The following is a 19440-nucleotide window of genomic DNA, read 5'->3' on the forward strand; positions in this document are numbered from 1 at the left end:
GGGCAGCACTTAAATCTAGCTGGTTAGAACTTAAACGTGTGGCGCAAGCTGTTTGATAATCGATTTATACAGACGCGGCCCCGCCGCCAACAGCTGACTTTCGGCTTTGACGTTGGGTTGCCCGTCCGGGGTACCCATCAATGCACCCGCCTCTTTCAACAAAAGGCTGCCCACTTGAAGATCCTGCTCTTCAAGGCCCAGCACAAAGGCACTGTCAACCCGTCCAGTCGCCAACTCGCAGATATCCAAGAGTCCACTGCCCGTGGCTACCAGGGTGTCTATCTGGGGAGCCAACTGCTGGGTAATGGTCAGATAGGCAGGTAAATGACGGGGGCGTAGCCAGGCTTCGGGAAGACTCATCGCCAGACGGGTCGCGCTGATCGCCTTGGCTTGGCTAACCCGCATACGCTTACCGTTATGCTGGGCACCGCGGCCGCGGCTGGCGATGTACTCGTCATCGGCAAAGGGGGCGATAATCACCGCATGCTCGGGACGCCCTTTAATCAAACACACCACTGACAACGCAAAGCCCTTACCCGCCACGGCCAGGTTGGAGTAGCCGTGCAACGGCTCAATTTTCCAGACGGTATCTTCGCTTTCATCCTGCCCGGGCTTGAAGGCCGTGTAACGACCGATCACGCCGTGCTGGGGATAGCCACGCTCCAGTTGCTGAACAATCGTACCTTCGGCTTTACGCGCCGTGTCTTCGAGCAACTTGTCGAGGTTGAATTCGTCGTGGGCATTTTCAATGCGCTCACGCACCTTCAAAAAATGCTCAACGGCGCTACGCGCCGCGCGCAGCGTAAATTGGACCATCGGATTCATGGTTGGGCCTTGTCACAGTGATGTTAAAGAACGTTAGGCGTAGACATCGCCTTTGGCGCGCAATTCTAGCAGACCGCTATCGGGCACGCTATCGACTCATGCTAAACTGCGCCTTTTCCGCTTTCAGGGGTCGGGTCCTATCATGCTTGAGCGTGTCCGCATTGTACTTATTGGCACCAGCCATCCTGGCAATATCGGGGGGGTGGCCCGCGCCATGCATAATATGGGGCTCGCCGACCTGGCACTGGTGGCGCCGCGCTGCGACATTATCACCCAAGACAGCATTTCCCGCGCCTCGGGGGCCGACCACCTGCTCCACAGCGCCCAGTTATTCGCCAGCATTGAAGACGCCGTGGCGGACTGCACGCTGGCAGTGGGCGCCAGCGCCCGGTCCCGTACCCTGCCATGGCCCATGCTATCCCCACGTGAACTGGCCGATCGTCTGCCTGCTGAATGCCAGCCGGCCGACTCTCGCGTAGCGCTGGTCTTTGGCCGCGAGGACAGCGGCCTGACCAATGCCGAGCTGCAGCGCTGCCATGCACACGTGCATATCCCCACCAATGCCGATTTCAGCTCGCTCAACCTGGCGGCCGCCGTTCAGGTGCTCGCCTACGAATGCCGCATGGCCTGGCTGTCTCAAGCCAGCCATGAACCGAGCGCCAGCGGACCAGCCGCTACTGTTCAACCGGTCACGGTGTCCCAGGCAGACGATGATCTGGCGTCCCACGCCGCCCTTGAAAACTATTTCGAGCACCTGGAACGCGTGCTGATCACCATCGGGTTCCATGACCCCGAGAAGCCCCGCCAGCTCATGGCGCGCCTGAGGCGTCTTTACCTTCGCGCCCGTCCTGAACAGATGGAAATGAACATCCTACGCGGGATTTTATCCGCCACTGAAAAGGCAACGCAGCGCAAGCAACCCCGTGACTGAGGCGCTAGACTTGAAGAGAGCGCCAAGTGCCCCCAATATCAGACGTCTACTGCGCTTGATTACCCTGCGATGCGGGTCAAAACCGCCCGGTGACAAATCGAACTGCCAACGCCCAAGGGATCCCCATGTTTCAACGCCTGCGTGAAGATATTAACAGCGTCTTTGAGCGCGACCCGGCCGCCCGCAACTTTCTTGAGGTACTGACCAACTACCCTGGGCTTCATGCGTTGCTGCTGCATCGTTGCAGTCACTGGCTGTGGCAAAAAAACCTCAAGTGGCTATCGCGCTCGATGTCGACATTCGGTCGCTGGCTGACGGGCATCGAAATCCATCCCGGCGCGACCATCGGGCGGCGATTTTTTATTGACCACGGCATGGGCGTGGTGATTGGCGAGACCGCCATCGTGGGCAATGACGTGACGCTCTATCAGGGCGTCACTCTGGGGGGCACCAGCTGGCACAAGGGCAAACGCCACCCGACACTTGGCGATGGCGTGATCGTCGGCGCAGGTGCCAAAATCCTCGGCCCCTTTACCGTCGGTGCAGGGGCTAAAATCGGCTCCAATGCCGTGATTACCAAGGAAGTGCCGGCCGGGGCCACGGTGGTCGGCATTCCGGGCAAGGTGGTTAAGCGTGCCGACCCGGATGTGGAAGAAGCCCTTGACGTCGACCCGGCTCGCCGCGAGGCCATCTGCCAGAAGTTTGGTTTTGATGCCTACGGCGTGAGCGAGGACATGCCCGACCCGGTCGCCCGCTCCATGCAGGCCATGCTGGATCACATGCACGCCGTGGACGAACGCATCGAACGTATGTGCTCGACGCTTCGCAAACTGGATGCCAGCTATCGCGACGGTCAGTTGCCAGCGCTGCGCGATGAGGATTTCGCCGACATTCTGGATGAGGCAGACGGTGCCTGCTCAGGTTTAGGCAAGCGTACCTCTCCAACAGCCTCAACCGAGCAGGACGCCTCATCGGGTAATGGTTGACCAAAGCACTCGGGTTTTCCCATAATGGCAGTACATTTGCCGTTAGCGCTGAGCCACCGGCGTCGAGGTACCTGTCATGCGTTTGACTACCAAAGGGCGTTACGCTGTAACCGCCATGCTGGACTTGGCACTCAATGCCCAGCATGGGCCCACCAGCCTTAGCGATATTTCACAACGTCAGGAAATATCGCTGTCGTATCTTGAGCAGCTGTTTGCCCTGCTGCGCCGTTACGGGCTGGTGAATAGCGTGCGCGGCCCGGGTGGCGGTTATCTCCTTGCCCACGCGCCTGACAGCATCAGCGTTTCCCAGGTGATTGACGCGGTTAACGAAACCGTTGACGCCACACGCTGCCAGGGGCTTTCAGACTGCCAGCAGGGGGATACCTGCCTGACACACCATTTATGGTGCGATCTATCGGCGCAGATCCGCCATTTTCTCAACGACGTCACGCTGGCTCAGTTGATGCAGCGACCTGATGTAATGCAGGTCGCCGAACGCCAGCAGCAACGGGTCGCAGCAGGTATTCTTGCTTCGTCAACTTGATAATCAAGCGACCTCTTTCCACCACAGGTACATGACCACGATGACTGCCGCTTCACTTCCCATCTACCTTGATTATGCCGCCACGACGCCGGTCGACCAGCGCGTGGCCGAGGTGATGCAGCGCTACCTGACCGTGGATCAGCTGTTCGCCAACCCCGCTTCGCGCAGCCACATGCTCGGCTGGCAGGCGGAGCAGGCCGTGGAGCAGGCACGTCGCCAGGTGGCCGATACGATCGGCGCCGACCCACGCGAAATCGTCTGGACCAGCGGTGCGACAGAGGCCGACAACCTGGCACTGACCGGTTTCATGCGCGCCAATCGCGAACGCGGCATGCACCTGGTGACGTCAACCATTGAACACAAGGCGATTGTCGACACCGCCCTTGCGCTTGAACACGAGGGCTTTGAGGTTAGCTGGCTTTCTCCGGGTCCGGACGGTTGCATCCAGCCCGATCAACTGCGGGAGGCCATGCGGGATGACACCGCGCTGGTCTCGCTGATGGCGGTCAACAACGAGCTCGGCAGCATCAACGACATCGCCGCCCTGGCCGCCGTGGCCCATGAGTTTGGCGCGGTTTTCCATTGCGATGCCGCCCAGGCCGTCGGCCGGATCGAGCTCTCGGTAGCCGCCCAGCAGGTGGACCTGATGTCACTGTCAGGCCACAAGGCCTACGGACCGAAGGGCGTGGGGGCGCTCTACGTGAAGCGCCACCCGGACATCCGTCTCGAAGCGCTGATTCACGGCGGCGGCCACGAGCGGGGGATGCGCTCCGGCACCCTGCCCACGCATCAGATTGTCGGCATGGGCGAAGCCTTTGACCTGATGCAGCAGCAACAGGCTGCAGACCAGGCGCATATCACCCAGTTGCAGCAACGTTTCTTAAAAGGGCTGGAGGGGCTGGACGGTGTCTATGCCAATACCCCTATTTCCCGGGCAGTCCCCAACATCTTGAACCTCGCCTTTGAAGGCGTGGAGGGTGAGTCGCTACTCATGGGGCTGCGCGATGTCGCTGTTTCTACCGGTTCTGCGTGCAACTCTGCCAGCGTAGATCCATCATACGTATTACTAGGCATTGGCGTACCGCGACGTCTTGCCCTCTCGTCGATTCGTTTCAGCTTCGGGCGCTTTACCACCGAGGCTGACATCGACCACGCCATAACGCTCATCCGCCACGCGGTGAGCGGGCTGCGCGCTTAGCAGCGCTAAGCGGCTGACTACTTACAGGAGGACGCCTCAATGGCCACACTCAACATTACGCCAGCTGCCGCCCAGCAGATCCAACATGTGCTCGACGAACGTGGTCAAGGCCTGGGCCTGCGCGTTTCGGTCAAGCCCAGCGGCTGCTCGGGCTATAGCTATGTACTGGACTTCGCCGACCAGGTGAACGACGAGGACGTTCGCTTTGAAGCCAACGGGGCGAGCGTTTACGTTGCCCCGGACGCCGTGGAGATGCTCGACGGCAGTGAAGTCGATTACGTTAACGAAGGGCTGAATCGCTTTTTCCGTTTCAATAACCCCAACGTAAAAGACGAATGCGGCTGCGGCGAAAGCTTTACCGTCTAGTGCGCGTTACAGGCTCATGGCAGGGCGGTATTCATCCCCCGGCTTAAGCGCTATAATCGCGCCACTCGTTAGCCAAGATGGCTGACGACCCCTTATTTGTACCGCCCCGGTCCACCGGGGCGGCAATGTTTTTCATCCTTTCAGGAGAGACGCTGAACATGGCAACTGAACGCACGCTATCCATCATCAAGCCCGACGCCGTAGCCAAAAACGCCATTGGCGAGATCATCGCCCGTTTTGAGAACGCCGGGCTGCGCGTGGTCGCCGCTAAAATGCTGCACCTGTCTGAAGAAAAAGCTGGCGGCTTTTACGCTGAACATAAAGAGCGTCCGTTCTTTAAGGACCTGGTCGGTTTCATGACCTCAGGCCCGGTTGTCGTGCAAGTGCTCGAGGGCGAAGGTGCGATTGCCAAAAATCGCGACTTGATGGGGGCCACCAACCCCAAGGAAGCCGCCGCTGGCACAATTCGCGCCGATTTTGCGGAAACAATCGACGCCAACGCTGTCCATGGCTCTGACTCCGTGGAAAGCGCCGAGCGCGAAATCAACTACTTCTTCAGCAACGACGAAATCTGCCCGCGCTAACCTCGAAGGTAGCGCCGCCGTTTCAACGTCTGTTGCCGGCCATTTACGCGGGGGCCTTCGCCCCCGCCATTTCCCTATACGCTGACCGCCATGACCACCACCGTAGCCCAACATACGCCTAGCTCTGCCCCCCAACAAACGCCCAGTGTGCAAGCGACGCCCGAGCGTCAAAACCTGTTGGGCATGTCGCGTGAGCAAATGGCGGCCTTTTTTGTCTCTATCGGCGAAAAGAAATTCCGTGCCGCTCAGGTGATGAAGTGGATTCACATCGAAGGGTGCGACGACTTCTCGGCGATGACCAACCTGTCAAAACCGCTGCGGGAAAAGCTCGCCCAAGTAGCGGAGATCCGCGGGCCGGGGGTGATCTACGAGGGCACCTCGAGCGATGGTACGCGCAAGTGGGTGTTGGAAGTGGAGGACGGCAGCTACGTCGAGACCGTGCTGATCCCCGCCGAGAACGGCAAGCGCCGCACACTGTGCGTCTCGTCGCAGGTGGGCTGCTCGCTGGACTGCAGCTTCTGTTCCACCGGCAAGCAAGGCTTTCAGCGTAACCTCACCGCCGCTGAAATCATCGGCCAGGTCTGGGTCGCCCAGCGTAGCGTCGGGCCACGCCGGGACACCGCCAATCGGCCGGTGACCAATGTGGTCATGATGGGCATGGGCGAGCCGCTACTCAACTACGACAACGTCGTATCGGCCATGAAACTGATGCTCGATGATGACGGTTACGGCCTGTCCAAGCGTCGGGTAACGCTCTCCACCTCGGGCGTGGTCCCCATGCTGGACAAACTCGGCGATGAGCTCGACGTCAGCCTGGCGGTGTCGCTTCACGCCGCCAACGATGAGCTGCGCAACGAACTCGTGCCACTGAATCGCAAGTACAATATCCGGTCATTGATGGATGCCTGTCACCGCTATTTGGCCAAATGCCCGGAAAACCGGCTGGTGACCATCGAATATACCCTGATCAAAGACGTCAATGATCAGCAAGAGCACGCCGAGCAGTTAGCAGCGCTGCTCGACGAGCTACCCTGTAAAATCAACTTGATTCCGTTCAACCCGTTTCCCCACTCCGGGTATGAAACACCATCTCGGAACCAGACGATGCGTTTCCAGCAGTGGCTGCACGACTTGGGCTACACTGCTCCCATTCGCTCGACGCGCGGCGACGATATTGATGCCGCCTGCGGACAGCTTGTCGGTCGGGTGAAGGATCGCACCAAACGCAGTGCCCGCTATATCCAATCGATTCAACTGGATGCTGACTAATGAGACGTCTTCTTGACTTCCGGTTAACACAGCGCTTTGATGGACACGGTTTAATTTAGCGATCCCTCTTTTTACTGTTACCTTGCGAGGATCTACATGATGTGTCACCGCAGGCTTTACCACCCATCTCGGGTGCCCTTGCTCGCCGCGCTGGTCGGCAGCATGTGGCTAGCCGGCTGTGCCTCTTCCTCCAATGTACCCTCCTCGCCGTCAACACCCGAGGCCGCCTCCGCCTATACTCAGTTGGGCGTTGCCTACCTGGAGCGCGACAACCTGCCAAGGGCCCTCAATGCCCTGGACCGAGCGCTTGAGATCGCCCCCGACAACGCAGAAGCGTTGCAGGCCATCGCGCTGGTCTACCAGCGCCAAGGGGAAAGCAACCTGGCGGATCAGCACTTCCAGCGGGCGATAGAGACGGCGCCTGATTTTACCCGTGCGCGTAACAATTACGCCGCGTTTCTTTACCAAGAGGGGCAAGTGGAAGCCGCCTGCAACCAGCTAGAAATCGCTTCCCGGGATGCCCAGTACGATAATCGCACCCAACTTTTTGCCAATTTAGGGCAATGCTATATGGCCCTGGGCAAGACCGAATTAGCGCGCGAGCGATTTAAACGCGCGCAACAAATCGATCCGCGCAACCCACGCGGCTATTTAATGTTAGCTGAACTCGAATATTCACAGGGCAATTACGCCGAGGCATGGTCTCCGCTGCAAAAGCACCTGCAGCTTGCCGGGCCGAGCCAGGAGGCGTTGACGCTGGCCATTGATATTGCCGAAGCCCGAGGCGATCGCGCCGCTGTGGCCGACTATCAACGTCAGTTGAGAGCCAATTGAGCGATGGACGCCCTGATCACCGATTATTTAATGAAGGATGCTCAGCCATGAGCGAGACACTGTCACAATCGAGCGATACCCCAGACGTTAATGACTCCCCCGGCGAGCTGCTGGCCCGCCGACGTAAACAACTCGACATCAACCTGAACGATGCCGCTCGGGCACTGAACCTGCGCCCTGCCGTCGTGGATGGTCTCGAGCGCGATGATTACAGCGAAATTCCGGTGGTGACCTATCGCCGCGGTTATCTGCGCGCCTATGCCAAGTATCTCGACCTCGATGAGCGACAGATACTTGAAGCTTACCGGGCACGCTTTGGCGAAGCCGATGTTGAGCGCAAAGTCACACCGGTAGCCGTCACCAAGCCGCCCTCACGCCTGGGTGCCTGGTTGTTCAAGCTGGTCACGTTGTTGGTCATCGTCGCGTTGATTGCCGTTACCGTCATGTGGTGGCAGAGCCGCGGGGGGAGCGAGCTCCCCGACCTGGATTCATCGTCATCAATGGACGCCCCCGAAGAGCAGGATCAAGCAGGAGATTTATCCAGCGAGCCCACGCAGACTGAACCGGCTGTTTCGTCCAGCGACCCCGAAGAAGAAGCCCCGACATTTGACGACCTGGTCGCTGAAGATGACACCAGCACAGCACAGAGCAATCTTGCCGCTGAAAGCACCGCAGACAACGAAAGCACCGCAGACGATACCAGCGAAACCAGTAACGATACCGCCTCAACCGAGCCTGACCCTGCATCGCTGGCCGATGGCGATGAGGCGACTCAGGCCAACAACCTGGCAACAACGGATAGCGAGGATGATGACAGCAGCAACGATGACGGCAACAACGACGCCAACCCTAACCTTCTGACGCTGACCTTCAACGAACAGTCATGGACCGAAATTATCGATGCTGACAACCAGCGTGTGCTGGTAGGACTTCAAGAACCTGGCACGTCTGCCAGTGTCGAAGGTCAGCCACCGTTCCGGCTCACAGTGGGCAACGTCACTGGCGTTGAAATGCGCTATCAAGGCGAAGACGTCGACTTGACCTCGCGCGCAGGCGCCAACAACGTGGCTCGCTTCACTCTGGGAGAGTAACCGACTTATGCACGCTCATTCGCCCATCAAGCGCCGGGCTTCGCGCCAAATCCATGTGGGAAACGTTGCCGTTGGCGGAGATGCGCCCATCGCCGTTCAGAGCATGACCAACACGGACACACTGGACGTCGAGGCAACCGTTGCGCAAATAGCCCAGTTGGAGAAAGCCGGGGCTGATATCGTTCGCGTGTCAGTTCCCGACATGGACGCTGCCGAGGCCTTTGGCAAAATCAAGCGCCAGGCCAACGTGCCGCTGGTCGCCGACATCCACTTTGACTATAAAATCGCCCTGCGCGTGGCCGAGCTGGGCGTTGACTGCCTGCGCATCAACCCTGGCAACATTGGTCGGGAAGACCGCGTCCGCGCGGTCGTCAGCGCGGCTCGCGAGCACGGCATTCCCCTCCGTATCGGCGTGAACGCGGGGTCTCTCGAGAAAGACCTGCAGAAGAAATACGGCGAACCGACACCGGCAGCCCTGGTCGAATCGGCGATGCGCCATATCGACTACCTGGACCGCCTGGATTTCCCCGACTTCAAGGTCAGCGTCAAGGCCTCGGACGTGTTCATGGCCGTGGCCGCCTACCGCGACCTGGCAACGCGCATTGAACAGCCGCTACATCTTGGCATTACCGAAGCCGGCGGACTTCGCTCCGGCACGGTCAAATCCTCCATTGGCCTTGGCATGCTGCTGATGGATGGCATTGGCGATACGATTCGCGTCTCGCTCGCGGCTGACCCGGTGGAGGAAATCAAGGTCGGCTACGACATGCTGAAGAGCCTCAAGCTGCGCTCCAAAGGCATCAACTTTATTGCTTGCCCAAGCTGCTCGCGGCAGAATTTCGATGTCATCAGCACCATGAACCAACTTGAAGAACGGCTGGAAGACGTCATGACACCGCTTGACGTGTCGGTCATTGGCTGTGTCGTCAACGGGCCTGGCGAAGCCAAGGAAACCGACATTGGCCTGACCGGCGGCAGCCCCGCCAATCTGGTGTATATCGACGGCAAGCCGTCCAGCAAATTGCGCAACGACCACCTTGTCGATGACTTGGAGCGGCTGATCCGCGACAAAGTACGTGAAAAACAGCAGCAGGAAGACAACACGATCGCCCGCAGCGTTTAAGTACGACGCGGGATAGCCGACCCAGGGAGTTTGCCTTGAGCAAGTCTGTAGCAAAAAAAATTCAAGCCATTCGAGGCATGAACGATCTATTGCCCAGCGAGAGCCCTCGCTGGCAATTTTTTGAAGGAATAGTCCGCCAGTTGATGCAGCGTTACGGTTTTGCGGAAATCCGCACGCCGATCGTCGAGCAGACGGCGCTGTTTGCACGCTCCATCGGCGAAGTCACCGACATTGTCGAAAAGGAGATGTATACCTTCGAAGACCGAAACGGAGACAGCCTTACCCTGCGTCCCGAAGGTACCGCCAGCTGCGTACGCGCGGCCATGGAAAACGGGCTTCTGTACAACCAGACCCAGCGGTTGTGGTACCAGGGGCCGATGTTTCGCCATGAGCGGCCCCAGAAGGGCCGCTACCGCCAGTTTCACCAGGTCGGTATCGAGGCTTACGGTTTTGAAGGCCCGGACATTGATGCCGAGGTGATTCTGCTCTCTGCTCGGTTGTGGAAAGAGCTGGGGCTGATGGAGCATGTCACCCTCGAGCTTAACTCGCTGGGCTCAAGCGAAGCCCGCGCGGCTTACCGCGACAAGCTGGTCGCCTATTTCGAGCAGCACCGCGACGTCCTCGACGAAGACGCCAAGCGGCGGCTGACCAGCAATCCACTGCGCATTCTCGACTCCAAGAACCCTGCCATGGCGGAGATGCTCGACGGCGCACCACGCTTGCTGGATAACCTCGACGAGCCCTCGCAGGCCCACTTTGAGCAGCTAAAAGCCATGCTCGACGCGGCGGGTATTGCCTATGTCATCAACCCGCGGCTGGTTCGCGGTCTCGACTACTACTCGCGCACCGTCTTTGAGTGGACCACGACAGCGCTGGGCAGCCAGGGCACCGTATGCGCTGGCGGCCGCTACGACGGCCTCGTCGAGCAGTTGGGCGGCAAACCCACTCCAGGAGTTGGTTTTGCCATGGGTGTTGAGCGCCTGATTCTGCTGCTCGAGACCCTCGATTTAATACCCGACGAAACGGGTAGCGACGTGTATTTGTTGGCGATGGACGATACCGCGACGGTCGCCGCGATCACCCTGGCCGAGCAGCTTCGCAGTGAACTGCCCTGGCTTCGCCTGCAACTGCATTGCGGCGGCGGCAGTTTCAAGAGCCGCATGAAAAAAGCCGATAAAAGCGGTGCCGCGTATGCCCTGCTGCTTGGCGAAGACGAAATAGCCGAGCACACCGTCACGCTCAAGGCCCTGCGCGACGACCAGGCACAGCAACGCGTTCCCCAGGCAATGCTGGCCCACACGCTCAGCGAGCAGTTGCCCAACACACCATAAACGGGTGGCAGGCATCGCCTGCCTCTCAACCCATCATGACCGTTGCCGTAAGCGGCGGTTATTGCTGAATAGGAGACCGCCCGTGGCGGATAGAAGCGAAGACGAACAGCTGGATGTGATCAAGCGCTGGTGGAAAGAAAACGGCACGTCACTGATCGCTGGCGCTGCACTGGCGGCAGCCGGCGTATTCGGCTGGAACGCCTGGCAGGATTATCAAGCCGATAAAGCCGAGGCGGCCTCAGTACGCTATCAGCAGTTGGTTAGCCTCGCCGCTGGTAACGAGCTCGAAGGCGACCAGCTCAGTGAAGCCCGTGAGATGGTGGACGAGATCGTCAGTGAGCATGACGACACCCTGTACGCTGAATTGGCCTTGCTGCTTGATGCCCGCCTGGCTGTCCAGCAGGATGACCTGGACAGCGCCGTTGAGTCGCTTACCCAGGTGGCGGAATCCTCATCGCGACGCTATGTGCAAAGCCTTGCCTGGCTGCGGTTAGCGCGTCTCGCCATTGCCAACGAGGACCCCGAACGCGCGCTCGAATTACTCGATGAACCGATCACCGAACCCCTGGCAGCCCAGCAAGCCAACGTGCGAGGCGACGCTTACATGGCACTTGGCCAGAACGATCAGGCTCGCAACGCCTGGCAGGATGCTCTCGAGCTGGCACAGCAACAAGGCCAGCCGCTATACGGCGTGCAGTTCAAGCTTGACGATCTCGGCGCTGAGGAGACAGCTCAATGACCCCCCTGTTTTCAACATCAATGTTTTCAAGACCTACATTTTCCAAACGCACCTTTTCAACCCCCGTCATGCGTGTGGCCCTGGGCGCCGCTGCTCTGGCCCTCCTGGCTGGCTGTGCGAGCAAAAGCGAACCCGCCTACACGCCTAAAGAGCTTAAAAGTTTCGAAGCAACCTCAACCCTTGAGACTCTTTGGCATGAGGACGTAGGCGACGGCCTTGGTCGAGCGCGTTACCCCATTGCGCCAGCGCGCGAGGGTGACAACGTCTTCGCCGCCGACGCGCAAGGCGTGGTGATGTCGTTTAGCGCCGACGACGGCGAAGAACGCTGGGAAGTCGACCTGGACACGCCAATATCCAGTGCCTTGACCGCGATTGCCGGACAGGTCTATCTGGGCACGCGCAACGGCGAAGTCATTTCCCTGGACCAAAGCGACGGCAGCGTTAACTGGCGCTCGCGAGTCTCCAGCGAAGTGCTGGCAGCCCCCCAGGCCAACCCGGAATTGCTGGTCGTGCAAAGCATCGACGGCCAGGTGACCGCCCTTGACCGCGCAAGCGGTGACGAGCGCTGGGTCTTTTCCAGCTCACTGCCGTCACTGACGCTGCGCGGCACCGGCACGCCCCTGGTGATTGAGCCGGTCAGCTTTGTCGGCCTGGCCAACGGCCGGTTGACGACTATTGATAACCGCAATGGGCAGCCACTATGGGATATGCAGATTGCCACGCCTCAAGGTCGTAGCGAAGTCGAGCGCCTTGTCGACCTCGCGGGCCAGCCGATCCTCAGCCGGGAAGGCCGCCTGTTCGTGACCAGTTATAACGGCCAGCTGGTGGCACTGGAGGCAACCCGTGGCAATGTTCTATGGGAACGCGAACTCTCCAGCCGCCACACGCCCCTACTGGTGGGTGACCTGCTGTTTGTGGTCACCGACGACAGCCACGTGGTCGCCATTGACAGCACCAATGGCCAGGAAGTGTGGCGGAACGACACCCTGGAAGATCGCTGGCTGACGGCCCCCGCCTTCGCCGACGGGCGTTTGGTGGTGGGTGACTTTGAAGGCTATGTGCACCTGATCGACGCCCGCGAAGGTGAGCTGGTGGGACGCACCGAAGTCGACAGCTCGGGCATTAGCGTCCCGGCGGTCACTGAAGGCGACGTGATTCACGTGCTGGCCAATGACGGACATTTTGAAACGCTGGAAGTCTCTCCATGACACCTGTGATTGCGCTAGTTGGCCGCCCTAACGTGGGCAAGTCGACGCTGTTTAACCGCCTTACCCGCTCGCGGGATGCGCTGGTCGCCGACTTTCCTGGCCTGACCCGTGATCGCAAGTATGGCAACGGCATGCTGGGCAATAAAGCCTATACGGTGATCGACACCGGCGGCATCAGCGGCGACGAACAAGGCATCGATGCGGCCATGGCGGAGCAGTCGCTGGCCGCCATCGACGAAGCGGATATCGTGCTGTTCATGGTTGATGCGCGGGCCGGGTTGAACATGGCCGACGAGGCCATTGCCAACCACCTGCGGGTCAACCAGAAGAAAACCTGGCTGGTGGTCAACAAGACCGATGGGTTGGAAGAACACTCGGCCATGGGCGATTTCTGGTCGCTTGGCCTGGGTGACCCATGGCCGATTGCGGCGGCTCACGGCCGCAACGTCTCGACCCTGATGGATACGGTGCTCGAGCCCTTCCCCGAACGCGATGCCGACATACCCGCCGACACCGGCACCAAGGGCATTCGTATCGGCGTGATCGGGCGGCCCAATGTGGGCAAATCGACGCTGGTCAACCGCCTGCTTGGCGAAGAGCGTGTGGTCGTCTTCGATGAAGCCGGTACCACGCGTGACGCCATCGAGATTCCTTTCGAGCGCCGCGGCAAGCCGTATGTGCTGGTTGATACCGCCGGGGTCCGGCGACGCAAGAACGTCAGTGAAGTGGCCGAAAAGTTTTCCATCATCAAGACCCTGGACGCCATTAAGGAATGTCATGTGGCGGTGATGGTGCTGGATGCGCGCAGTGGGCTGGTCGAGCAGGACCTGCACCTGCTCGATTACGTGCTGACCTCCGGCCGTGCCCTGGTACTGGCCGTCAATAAATGGGACGGACTGGAAAGCGAAGCCAAGGACAAGATGCGTAACGAGATCAAGCGCCGCCTGGGCTTTGCCGACTATGCCGAGATGCACTTTATCTCGGCGCTGCACGGCACGGCGGTAGGCGATCTCTATCCGTCTATCGAACGTGCCTTCAATGCCGCCAACGCCCACTGGTCCACCAATCGCCTGACCACGCTGCTTCAGGATGCCGTCAGCCAGCACCCGCCACCGATGATTCACGGACGACGCATCAAGCTGCGCATGGCCCACCAGGGCGGCAGCAATCCACCGATCATCGTCGTTCACGGCAATCAGACCGAGGCACTGCCGGACGCCTACCGCCGCTACCTGACGAACACCTTCCGCAAGGTGTTGAAAGTGCGCGGCACGCCCATGCGCTTCGAGTTTCGCTCCGGCAACAATCCCTTCGATCACATGGCAGGCGCCAGCGACAAGGAAAAAGCCAAAAAGCGCGAGCTCAACCGTACCAAAGAGGCACGCAAAAGCCGTCGTTGAGCGTTTTCCCGCCCGTCAGGAAACTGCTCACTGAATAACGCCTGCGAGGCAAAACCCGCAGGCGTTTTTTGATGCCCGAAGGGTAACAATTTCGCTTGACAGAACGTCGTCCTGGGCCTCAAATACGGCGCTTTCAGCCCCACCTTCATTTAACATTGGCACTTTCTCAGAAGGGACTGCTATGACCCGCATCATGCGCCGCTGGCGTTGGCTGACCGTTTTTGGCCTGGCCAGCCTGCTCACGGGCTGTCTTGCCCTGCCCCAAACCGGCCTGTTTGCGTTTCGTTTGGCGGTCACCTCACTGGGAGTCGAGGATGTTCGCATTGGCCCTCACCGTATCAAGGCAGGGCTAGATACCCGTGATTTAACCAGCCTGATCGCTTCCAGCCTTGGCGCTGGTAGCCTGCCCGTTCAGGCGACCATTGCCATGGGGCTGGGCCTGCCTGCGGGCATGCCCCCGGTGGAGATGTCGGGCTTTCGCTGGATGCTCGACATGCCTGGCGTTGATCCTGTACAGGGAAACTATGAGCAGGACGTCACGCTAACCTCTGGCGACGATGCCAATTTACGCCTGCCGGTTGCCTTTGATGTACTCGCCACCGACACCCAACGCATGGCGCCCATGCTGGAGCTTGCCAGCCAGTTGGCCACCCAGGGAGAGCTGCCGCCCGGCAGTCAACTGGCCATCACGCCAGGGGATCTGCGCGGTTTAGGCATGCGGCTTCCTGCTGGTTTGCTGACACCCACCATTCGCCTCAACGTGGGCGCCGATGGGCAGTTGGTACCACAAGGCTAAGTGCCGTCAGCCAACCTTTGCGGCCTACCCAGTGGGCCGCAAACTGCCAGGCGGTGCGGCCGCTGCGCCCGCCTCGCAGGGTCGCAAAGCGCAGCGCTTCGGCACGCGCCTCATCATCCCAGCTGACGCTCTCGCTGCTCACCCGCGCGACCCAATGAGCGCACACGTCCAGGTAGGTTGCCTGGTTAAAGGGATGAAAGCTGAGCCATAGCCCAAAGCGGTCCGACAGCGAGATTTTCTCTTCCACCGCATCGCCATGGTGCAATTCCTCACCTACCAGCTGCGAGCCGCTGTTGTCGTCCATCGATTCGGGCAGCAAATGACGACGGTTCGAGGTGGCATACAGCAATACGTTTTCCGGCGGGCCAGTGAGCGCCCCATCGAGTACACTCTTGAGCGCCTTGTAGGCATCGTCGTTGCCCTCGAAAGAGAGGTCGTCACAGTAAACGACGAAGCGTTGCGGCTGATGACGCAGCTGTTCGACCAGTACCGGTAAGCTGGCGAGTTCATGGCGATCAATCTGAACCAGGCGTAGCCCCTCACCTGCCAGTGCGTTAAGCAGCGCGCGTACCACCGACGACTTGCCGCTGCCTCGCGCGCCCCACAGTAGCGCGTGGTTGGCAGGCAAGCCTTGTAAAAACGCCCGGGTATTATCCACCAGCGCCTGCTTTTGCCGCTCAATGCCCAGCAGGTCGTCCAGCGTTAACGCGTCCCTTGGCGGCACCGCCACCAGACGCCCGCCCAGCGGGTGACGCTGCCACAGTGCGGCGACTTCCGTCTGCCAGTTAACCGGTTCGGCCGCGGGTGGTAACCAATGATCCAGTCGATCGAGTAAGCGGGTTAAACGCTGGCTTAATTCGGCATCCATAACGACTCTCTTGGTGAATTATTCGCATGAGGATTGATTTACCCTGTACAGCCGTTATCTTGGGGCAAGGAATTCACTTTCACAAAAGGAAATACGCCATGCGCTGGTTTCGCCCTCTCGCCATTACGGCCCTATGCGTTGCGGTTGCAGCCTGTTCCACATCGCCTACTGGGCGCTCACAGCTGTTGTTGTTATCCGACGAGGAACTCAACAACATGGGTAGCCAGGCCTTTAACCAGTATCAGCAGGAATTGCCCAGTGCCGGTCAGGCAAGCCAGCGCTACGCGCAATGCATTGCCAATGCCATTGTCGCGGAACTCCCTCAGGACCAGCAGCAGATGGACTGGCAAATCCGTGTCTTCGAGGCTGAAGAGCCTAACGCCTTTGCGCTACCCGGCGGCTATATGGGCTTGCATACCGGCATGCTGGATATCGCAACCAATCAGGACCAGGTGGCGTCAGTGGTCGCCCACGAAATCGGCCACGTGCTCGCCAAGCACTCCAATGAGCGGGCATCGACCCAAAGCGCGACCCAACTGGGGCTTTCCGTCATTTCCAGCGCTTCCGGCCTGGAAGGCGCAGGTGGTGAGCAGCTGATGGGCGTCCTTGGCATGGGGGCACGATACGGCATCATGCTGCCCTTCTCGCGTCGCCATGAAAGCGAAGCGGATACCATTGGTCTGCAGCTGATGGCCCGGGCCGGGTTTGATCCCCGCGAGAGCGTCGCCCTTTGGCAAAACATGCAGCAGGCATCGGGCGGCGGCGCACCGCCGGCCTGGATGTCGACCCACCCCAGCCAAGGGCAACGGATTGAAGGTCTGCAAGCGAACATGAGCGATGCCATGGCCACCTTTGAACAGGCGCGCAATAACGGCCGCACGCCCAACTGTCCACGCCCATAATAAACAACCGCCGCTGCCTCTCGGCAGCGGCGGTTCATCAGGGTTACGGCCCTCGGGTGACCCCGAAAAGTCGCTCCTTAGCTATATCCAGCTAGCACAGTTCAGCTATTCGTAGTTCAGTGACTGACGCAGCCGCGCCCGAACCGGCGCTGTATCAGGGCGCTGATTGCGCCAGAGGTAAAACGCTTCTGCCGCCTGCTCGACCAGCATGCCCAGTCCGTCCAGGAGTTTCGCCCCTCGGGGCCCGGCCCACTTTAAAAACACCGTCGGCTCGACACCGTACATCATGTCATAGGCCCAGGCGCCATTGGCAAACAGCTCGTCGGGTAGCGGCGGCAAGTCGCCCGAAAGGCTGGCGCTGGTACCATTGATGACCACGTCAAATTTGCCTTCCAGAGCGTCGAAACCACCGCCCTTGATCGGCCCCAAGTCGGCAAAATCATCGGCCAGTTGCCGGGCTTTTTCTGCCGTGCGATTGACCACGACCATTTCACTGAGCTGCTCACCGAGCAGGGGCTCCAGAATACCGCGCACGGCGCCGCCTGCGCCGACTATCAAGACACGCTTTCCCGCTAGCGCCACCCGGTGATAAGCCAGATCGCGTACCAGGCCAACGCCATCGGTGGTATCCCCGTAGGTGCGGCCATTACCGCCCAGAATCAGCGTATTCACTGCCCCTGCTCGACGGGCACGATGGCTCAGCGTATCGCAGAGCGCGAAAGCATCCGCCTTGAACGGCACGGTCACATTGGCACCTCGTCCACCCTCGGCGCAAAACGCCTGCCACGCCGCCGCCAGCTCGCCTATTGGCGGTTCTATGGCGGTGTAGTCGATGTCCTGCCCGGTTTGACCGGCAAAGTCGGCGTGAATCATGGGCGATTTGGAGTGGCCAATGGGATTGCCGAAGACGGCGTAACGATCGGTCATGGAACCTCCTCGCCACGCGTTGCGGCGGCTTCGCCGAGCCAGTCGCGGGGCACAAGATACGCGTTGAGCTGCGCCTCGGGGCTATCGTTCTCCGGCGTGAACGCATATTCCCAGCGGGCCAGGGGCGGCATCGACATCAGAATGGACTCGGTACGCCCGCCGCTTTGCAGGCCAAACAGCGTCCCTCTATCCCATACCAGGTTGAACTCGACATAGCGGCCGCGGCGATAAAGCTGGAATTGACGCTGCCGCTCATTCCAGGCATCGCCACGGCGTCGCTCGACAATCGGCAGGTAGGCCTCCAGGAAGCTGTCGCCGACGGCGCGTTGAAAAGCGAAGCAGTCTTCAAAACTGCCGTCGTTGAGATCATCGAAGAACAAGCCGCCCACGCCCCGGGTTTCCTCACGGTGCTTGAGATAGAAGTACTCGTCGCACCAGGCCTTGTAACGCGCGTAAACGTCGTCGCCAAAGGGCGCACAGGCCGCGCTGGCTACCTTGTGCCAGTGCACCACATCGTCGAACACCGGGTAGAACGGCGTTAGGTCATAGCCGCCACCAAACCACCAGACTGGCGGCTCGCCCTCTTTTTCGGCGATAAAGAACCGTACGTTGCCATGGCTGGTGGGCACATGGGGGTTTTCCGGATGCAGCACCCAGGAAACCCCGACCGCGTGAAAACTGCGCCCGGCAAGCTCCGGCCGTGCGGCCGTGGCGGAGGGCGGCAACTGGGTGCCGAACACATGGGAGAAATTGACGCCGCCTTTTTCAAACACGCCGCCATTTTCGATCACCCGTGAGCGGCCACCGCCGCCTTCTTCACGGTCCCATTCGTCCTGCCTGAAGCTTGCCTGTCCGTCAGCGCTTGCCAGCCCCTCGCAAAGGCGTTCCTGCAGGTCCAGCAGGTAGTTCTTGACGGTATCCAGATGTTCGTGCGCCACGTCGTCTCCTGATGATCGGTTAACTGCGTATCACGCTGCCACTGACGAGATCGCGAATCTTGCTGGGCCGTTCGTTACCACCCAGCTCGCCATCGATGATGGCCGCCAATTGGTCGCCAAATACCGCCCTGACGTCATCCGCACTGGTCGCCGGGGGGTCGCCGGCCACGTTGGCAGAGGTCGATACCAGCGGGCCACCAAAGGCTTCGCAAAGCGCCTGCATCAGCGGGTGGTCAGTGACCCGCAGCGCCACTTTACTGTGCGCCCCCCGGACCAGACCGTGACTGCGGCCGTTATCCGGCACCAGCCAGGTATTCGGCCCCGGCCAACTGGCAATCAACGGCGCATGCAGGGCCAGCGGCAACTGTGTGAGCCACGGCTGAAACTGGCCAATCGAGGCCGCCACCAGAATCACGCCCTTGGCTGGATCGCGGGCCTTTAAGCGCATTAACTGCGCCAGCGCTTCGTCGTTGTCGGGATCGCAGCTTAATCCCCACACCGCTTCCGTTGGGCAGGCAATAACCCCGCCGTTGCGCAATGCGCGAACTGCTTTATCCAGTTCAGCCGCTGTCGTCATGAA

General features: G+C 60.1%; 21 protein-coding genes. 16 read left to right on the forward strand and 5 right to left on the reverse strand.

The window, feature by feature from the left end; translation table 11 throughout:
* Window positions 1–30: 30 nt before the first annotated feature.
* Window positions 31–825, reverse strand: a complete 795-nt coding sequence (locus NH395_RS09045; protein WP_253024167.1) for an inositol monophosphatase family protein — start codon at window positions 823–825, stop codon at window positions 31–33.
* A gap of 142 nt (window positions 826–967) precedes the next feature.
* Here NH395_RS09045 and NH395_RS09050 point away from each other — a divergent pair, with 142 nt between their 5' ends.
* The 15 genes from NH395_RS09050 to NH395_RS09120 all read left to right on the forward strand — a co-directional run bounded on the left by NH395_RS09050 (window position 968) and on the right by NH395_RS09120 (window position 15225).
* Window positions 968–1756: an RNA methyltransferase gene (locus NH395_RS09050; protein ID WP_253024169.1), complete on the forward strand. Its 789-nt coding sequence runs from the start codon at window positions 968–970 to the stop codon at window positions 1754–1756.
* A 125-nt stretch (window positions 1757–1881) separates the two neighbouring features.
* Window positions 1882–2742: a serine O-acetyltransferase gene (gene cysE / locus NH395_RS09055; RefSeq protein WP_253024171.1), complete on the forward strand. Its 861-nt coding sequence runs from the start codon at window positions 1882–1884 to the stop codon at window positions 2740–2742.
* Between the two features lie 76 nt (window positions 2743–2818).
* Complete coding sequence (gene iscR / locus NH395_RS09060) at window positions 2819–3286, forward strand: Fe-S cluster assembly transcriptional regulator IscR (RefSeq protein WP_066321876.1); 468 nt, start codon at window positions 2819–2821, stop codon at window positions 3284–3286.
* Between the two features lie 40 nt (window positions 3287–3326).
* Window positions 3327–4484 carry an IscS subfamily cysteine desulfurase gene (locus NH395_RS09065; protein ID WP_253024173.1) on the forward strand — a complete coding sequence of 386 codons (1158 nt, stop codon included), beginning with the start codon at window positions 3327–3329 and terminating at the stop codon, window positions 4482–4484.
* Between the two features lie 39 nt (window positions 4485–4523).
* Window positions 4524–4850, forward strand: a complete 327-nt coding sequence (locus NH395_RS09070) for an iron-sulfur cluster assembly accessory protein (protein ID WP_066321879.1) — start codon at window positions 4524–4526, stop codon at window positions 4848–4850.
* 158 nt (window positions 4851–5008) lie between these two features.
* Window positions 5009–5434: a nucleoside-diphosphate kinase gene (gene ndk, locus NH395_RS09075; protein ID WP_066321880.1), complete on the forward strand. Its 426-nt coding sequence runs from the start codon at window positions 5009–5011 to the stop codon at window positions 5432–5434.
* Window positions 5435–5524: 90 nt separating this feature from the next.
* The gene (gene rlmN / locus NH395_RS09080) at window positions 5525–6703 is read left to right on the forward strand and encodes a 23S rRNA (adenine(2503)-C(2))-methyltransferase RlmN (RefSeq protein ID WP_253024175.1); all 1179 of its coding nucleotides are present in this window, start codon (window positions 5525–5527) and stop codon (window positions 6701–6703) included.
* A gap of 96 nt (window positions 6704–6799) precedes the next feature.
* Entirely contained in the window at window positions 6800–7537 is a 738-nt protein-coding gene (gene pilW / locus NH395_RS09085; RefSeq protein ID WP_066321883.1) for a type IV pilus biogenesis/stability protein PilW, read from the forward strand.
* Between the two features lie 47 nt (window positions 7538–7584).
* On the forward strand, window positions 7585–8628 hold the full coding sequence (locus NH395_RS09090; RefSeq protein ID WP_253024177.1) for a RodZ domain-containing protein: 1044 nt from the start codon (window positions 7585–7587) through the stop codon (window positions 8626–8628).
* 7 nt (window positions 8629–8635) lie between these two features.
* Window positions 8636–9751 carry a flavodoxin-dependent (E)-4-hydroxy-3-methylbut-2-enyl-diphosphate synthase gene (gene ispG, locus NH395_RS09095; protein ID WP_066321885.1) on the forward strand — a complete coding sequence of 372 codons (1116 nt, stop codon included), beginning with the start codon at window positions 8636–8638 and terminating at the stop codon, window positions 9749–9751.
* Window positions 9752–9786: 35 nt separating this feature from the next.
* A complete protein-coding gene (hisS, locus tag NH395_RS09100; protein WP_253024179.1) occupies window positions 9787–11082 on the forward strand; it encodes a histidine--tRNA ligase in 1296 nt (431 codons plus the stop codon).
* Between the two features lie 82 nt (window positions 11083–11164).
* Complete coding sequence (locus tag NH395_RS09105; RefSeq protein WP_199284643.1) at window positions 11165–11821, forward strand: tetratricopeptide repeat protein; 657 nt, start codon at window positions 11165–11167, stop codon at window positions 11819–11821.
* 68 nt (window positions 11822–11889) lie between these two features.
* Window positions 11890–13029, forward strand: a complete 1140-nt coding sequence (bamB, locus tag NH395_RS09110; protein ID WP_253024442.1) for an outer membrane protein assembly factor BamB — start codon at window positions 11890–11892, stop codon at window positions 13027–13029.
* Window positions 13026–14429: a ribosome biogenesis GTPase Der gene (gene der / locus NH395_RS09115; protein ID WP_066321888.1), complete on the forward strand. Its 1404-nt coding sequence runs from the start codon at window positions 13026–13028 to the stop codon at window positions 14427–14429. The genes bamB and der overlap by 4 nt, the downstream gene beginning before the upstream one ends.
* A 181-nt stretch (window positions 14430–14610) precedes the next feature.
* A complete protein-coding gene (locus NH395_RS09120; RefSeq protein WP_253024181.1) occupies window positions 14611–15225 on the forward strand; it encodes a hypothetical protein in 615 nt (204 codons plus the stop codon).
* Here NH395_RS09120 and NH395_RS09125 read toward each other — a convergent pair.
* Complete coding sequence (locus NH395_RS09125; protein ID WP_253024183.1) at window positions 15185–16093, reverse strand: ATP-binding protein; 909 nt, start codon at window positions 16091–16093, stop codon at window positions 15185–15187. The two genes, NH395_RS09120 and NH395_RS09125, sit on opposite strands and share 41 nt — an antisense overlap.
* Window positions 16094–16191: 98 nt before the next feature.
* Here NH395_RS09125 and NH395_RS09130 point away from each other — a divergent pair, with 98 nt between their 5' ends.
* Window positions 16192–16995 carry a M48 family metallopeptidase gene (locus NH395_RS09130; RefSeq protein WP_253024185.1) on the forward strand — a complete coding sequence of 268 codons (804 nt, stop codon included), beginning with the start codon at window positions 16192–16194 and terminating at the stop codon, window positions 16993–16995.
* Between the two features lie 105 nt (window positions 16996–17100).
* Here NH395_RS09130 and aroE read toward each other — a convergent pair whose 3' ends face one another.
* Genes aroE through NH395_RS09145 form a run of 3 tightly spaced genes read right to left on the reverse strand, consistent with a single transcriptional unit; the run spans window position 17101 to window position 19437 of the window.
* A complete protein-coding gene (aroE, locus tag NH395_RS09135) occupies window positions 17101–17922 on the reverse strand; it encodes a shikimate dehydrogenase (protein ID WP_253024187.1) in 822 nt (273 codons plus the stop codon).
* The gene (hemF, locus tag NH395_RS09140) at window positions 17919–18860 is read right to left on the reverse strand and encodes an oxygen-dependent coproporphyrinogen oxidase (protein WP_253024189.1); all 942 of its coding nucleotides are present in this window, start codon (window positions 18858–18860) and stop codon (window positions 17919–17921) included. The genes aroE and hemF overlap by 4 nt, the downstream gene beginning before the upstream one ends.
* A 19-nt stretch (window positions 18861–18879) precedes the next feature.
* On the reverse strand, window positions 18880–19437 hold the full coding sequence (locus NH395_RS09145) for a Sua5/YciO/YrdC/YwlC family protein (protein ID WP_066321898.1): 558 nt from the start codon (window positions 19435–19437) through the stop codon (window positions 18880–18882).
* Window positions 19438–19440: the final 3 nt, after the last annotated feature.

It is taken from the genome of Halomonas sp. Mc5H-6, from assembly GCF_024124705.1.
Taxonomy (GTDB): Bacteria; Pseudomonadota; Gammaproteobacteria; order Pseudomonadales; family Halomonadaceae; genus Vreelandella; species Vreelandella subterranea.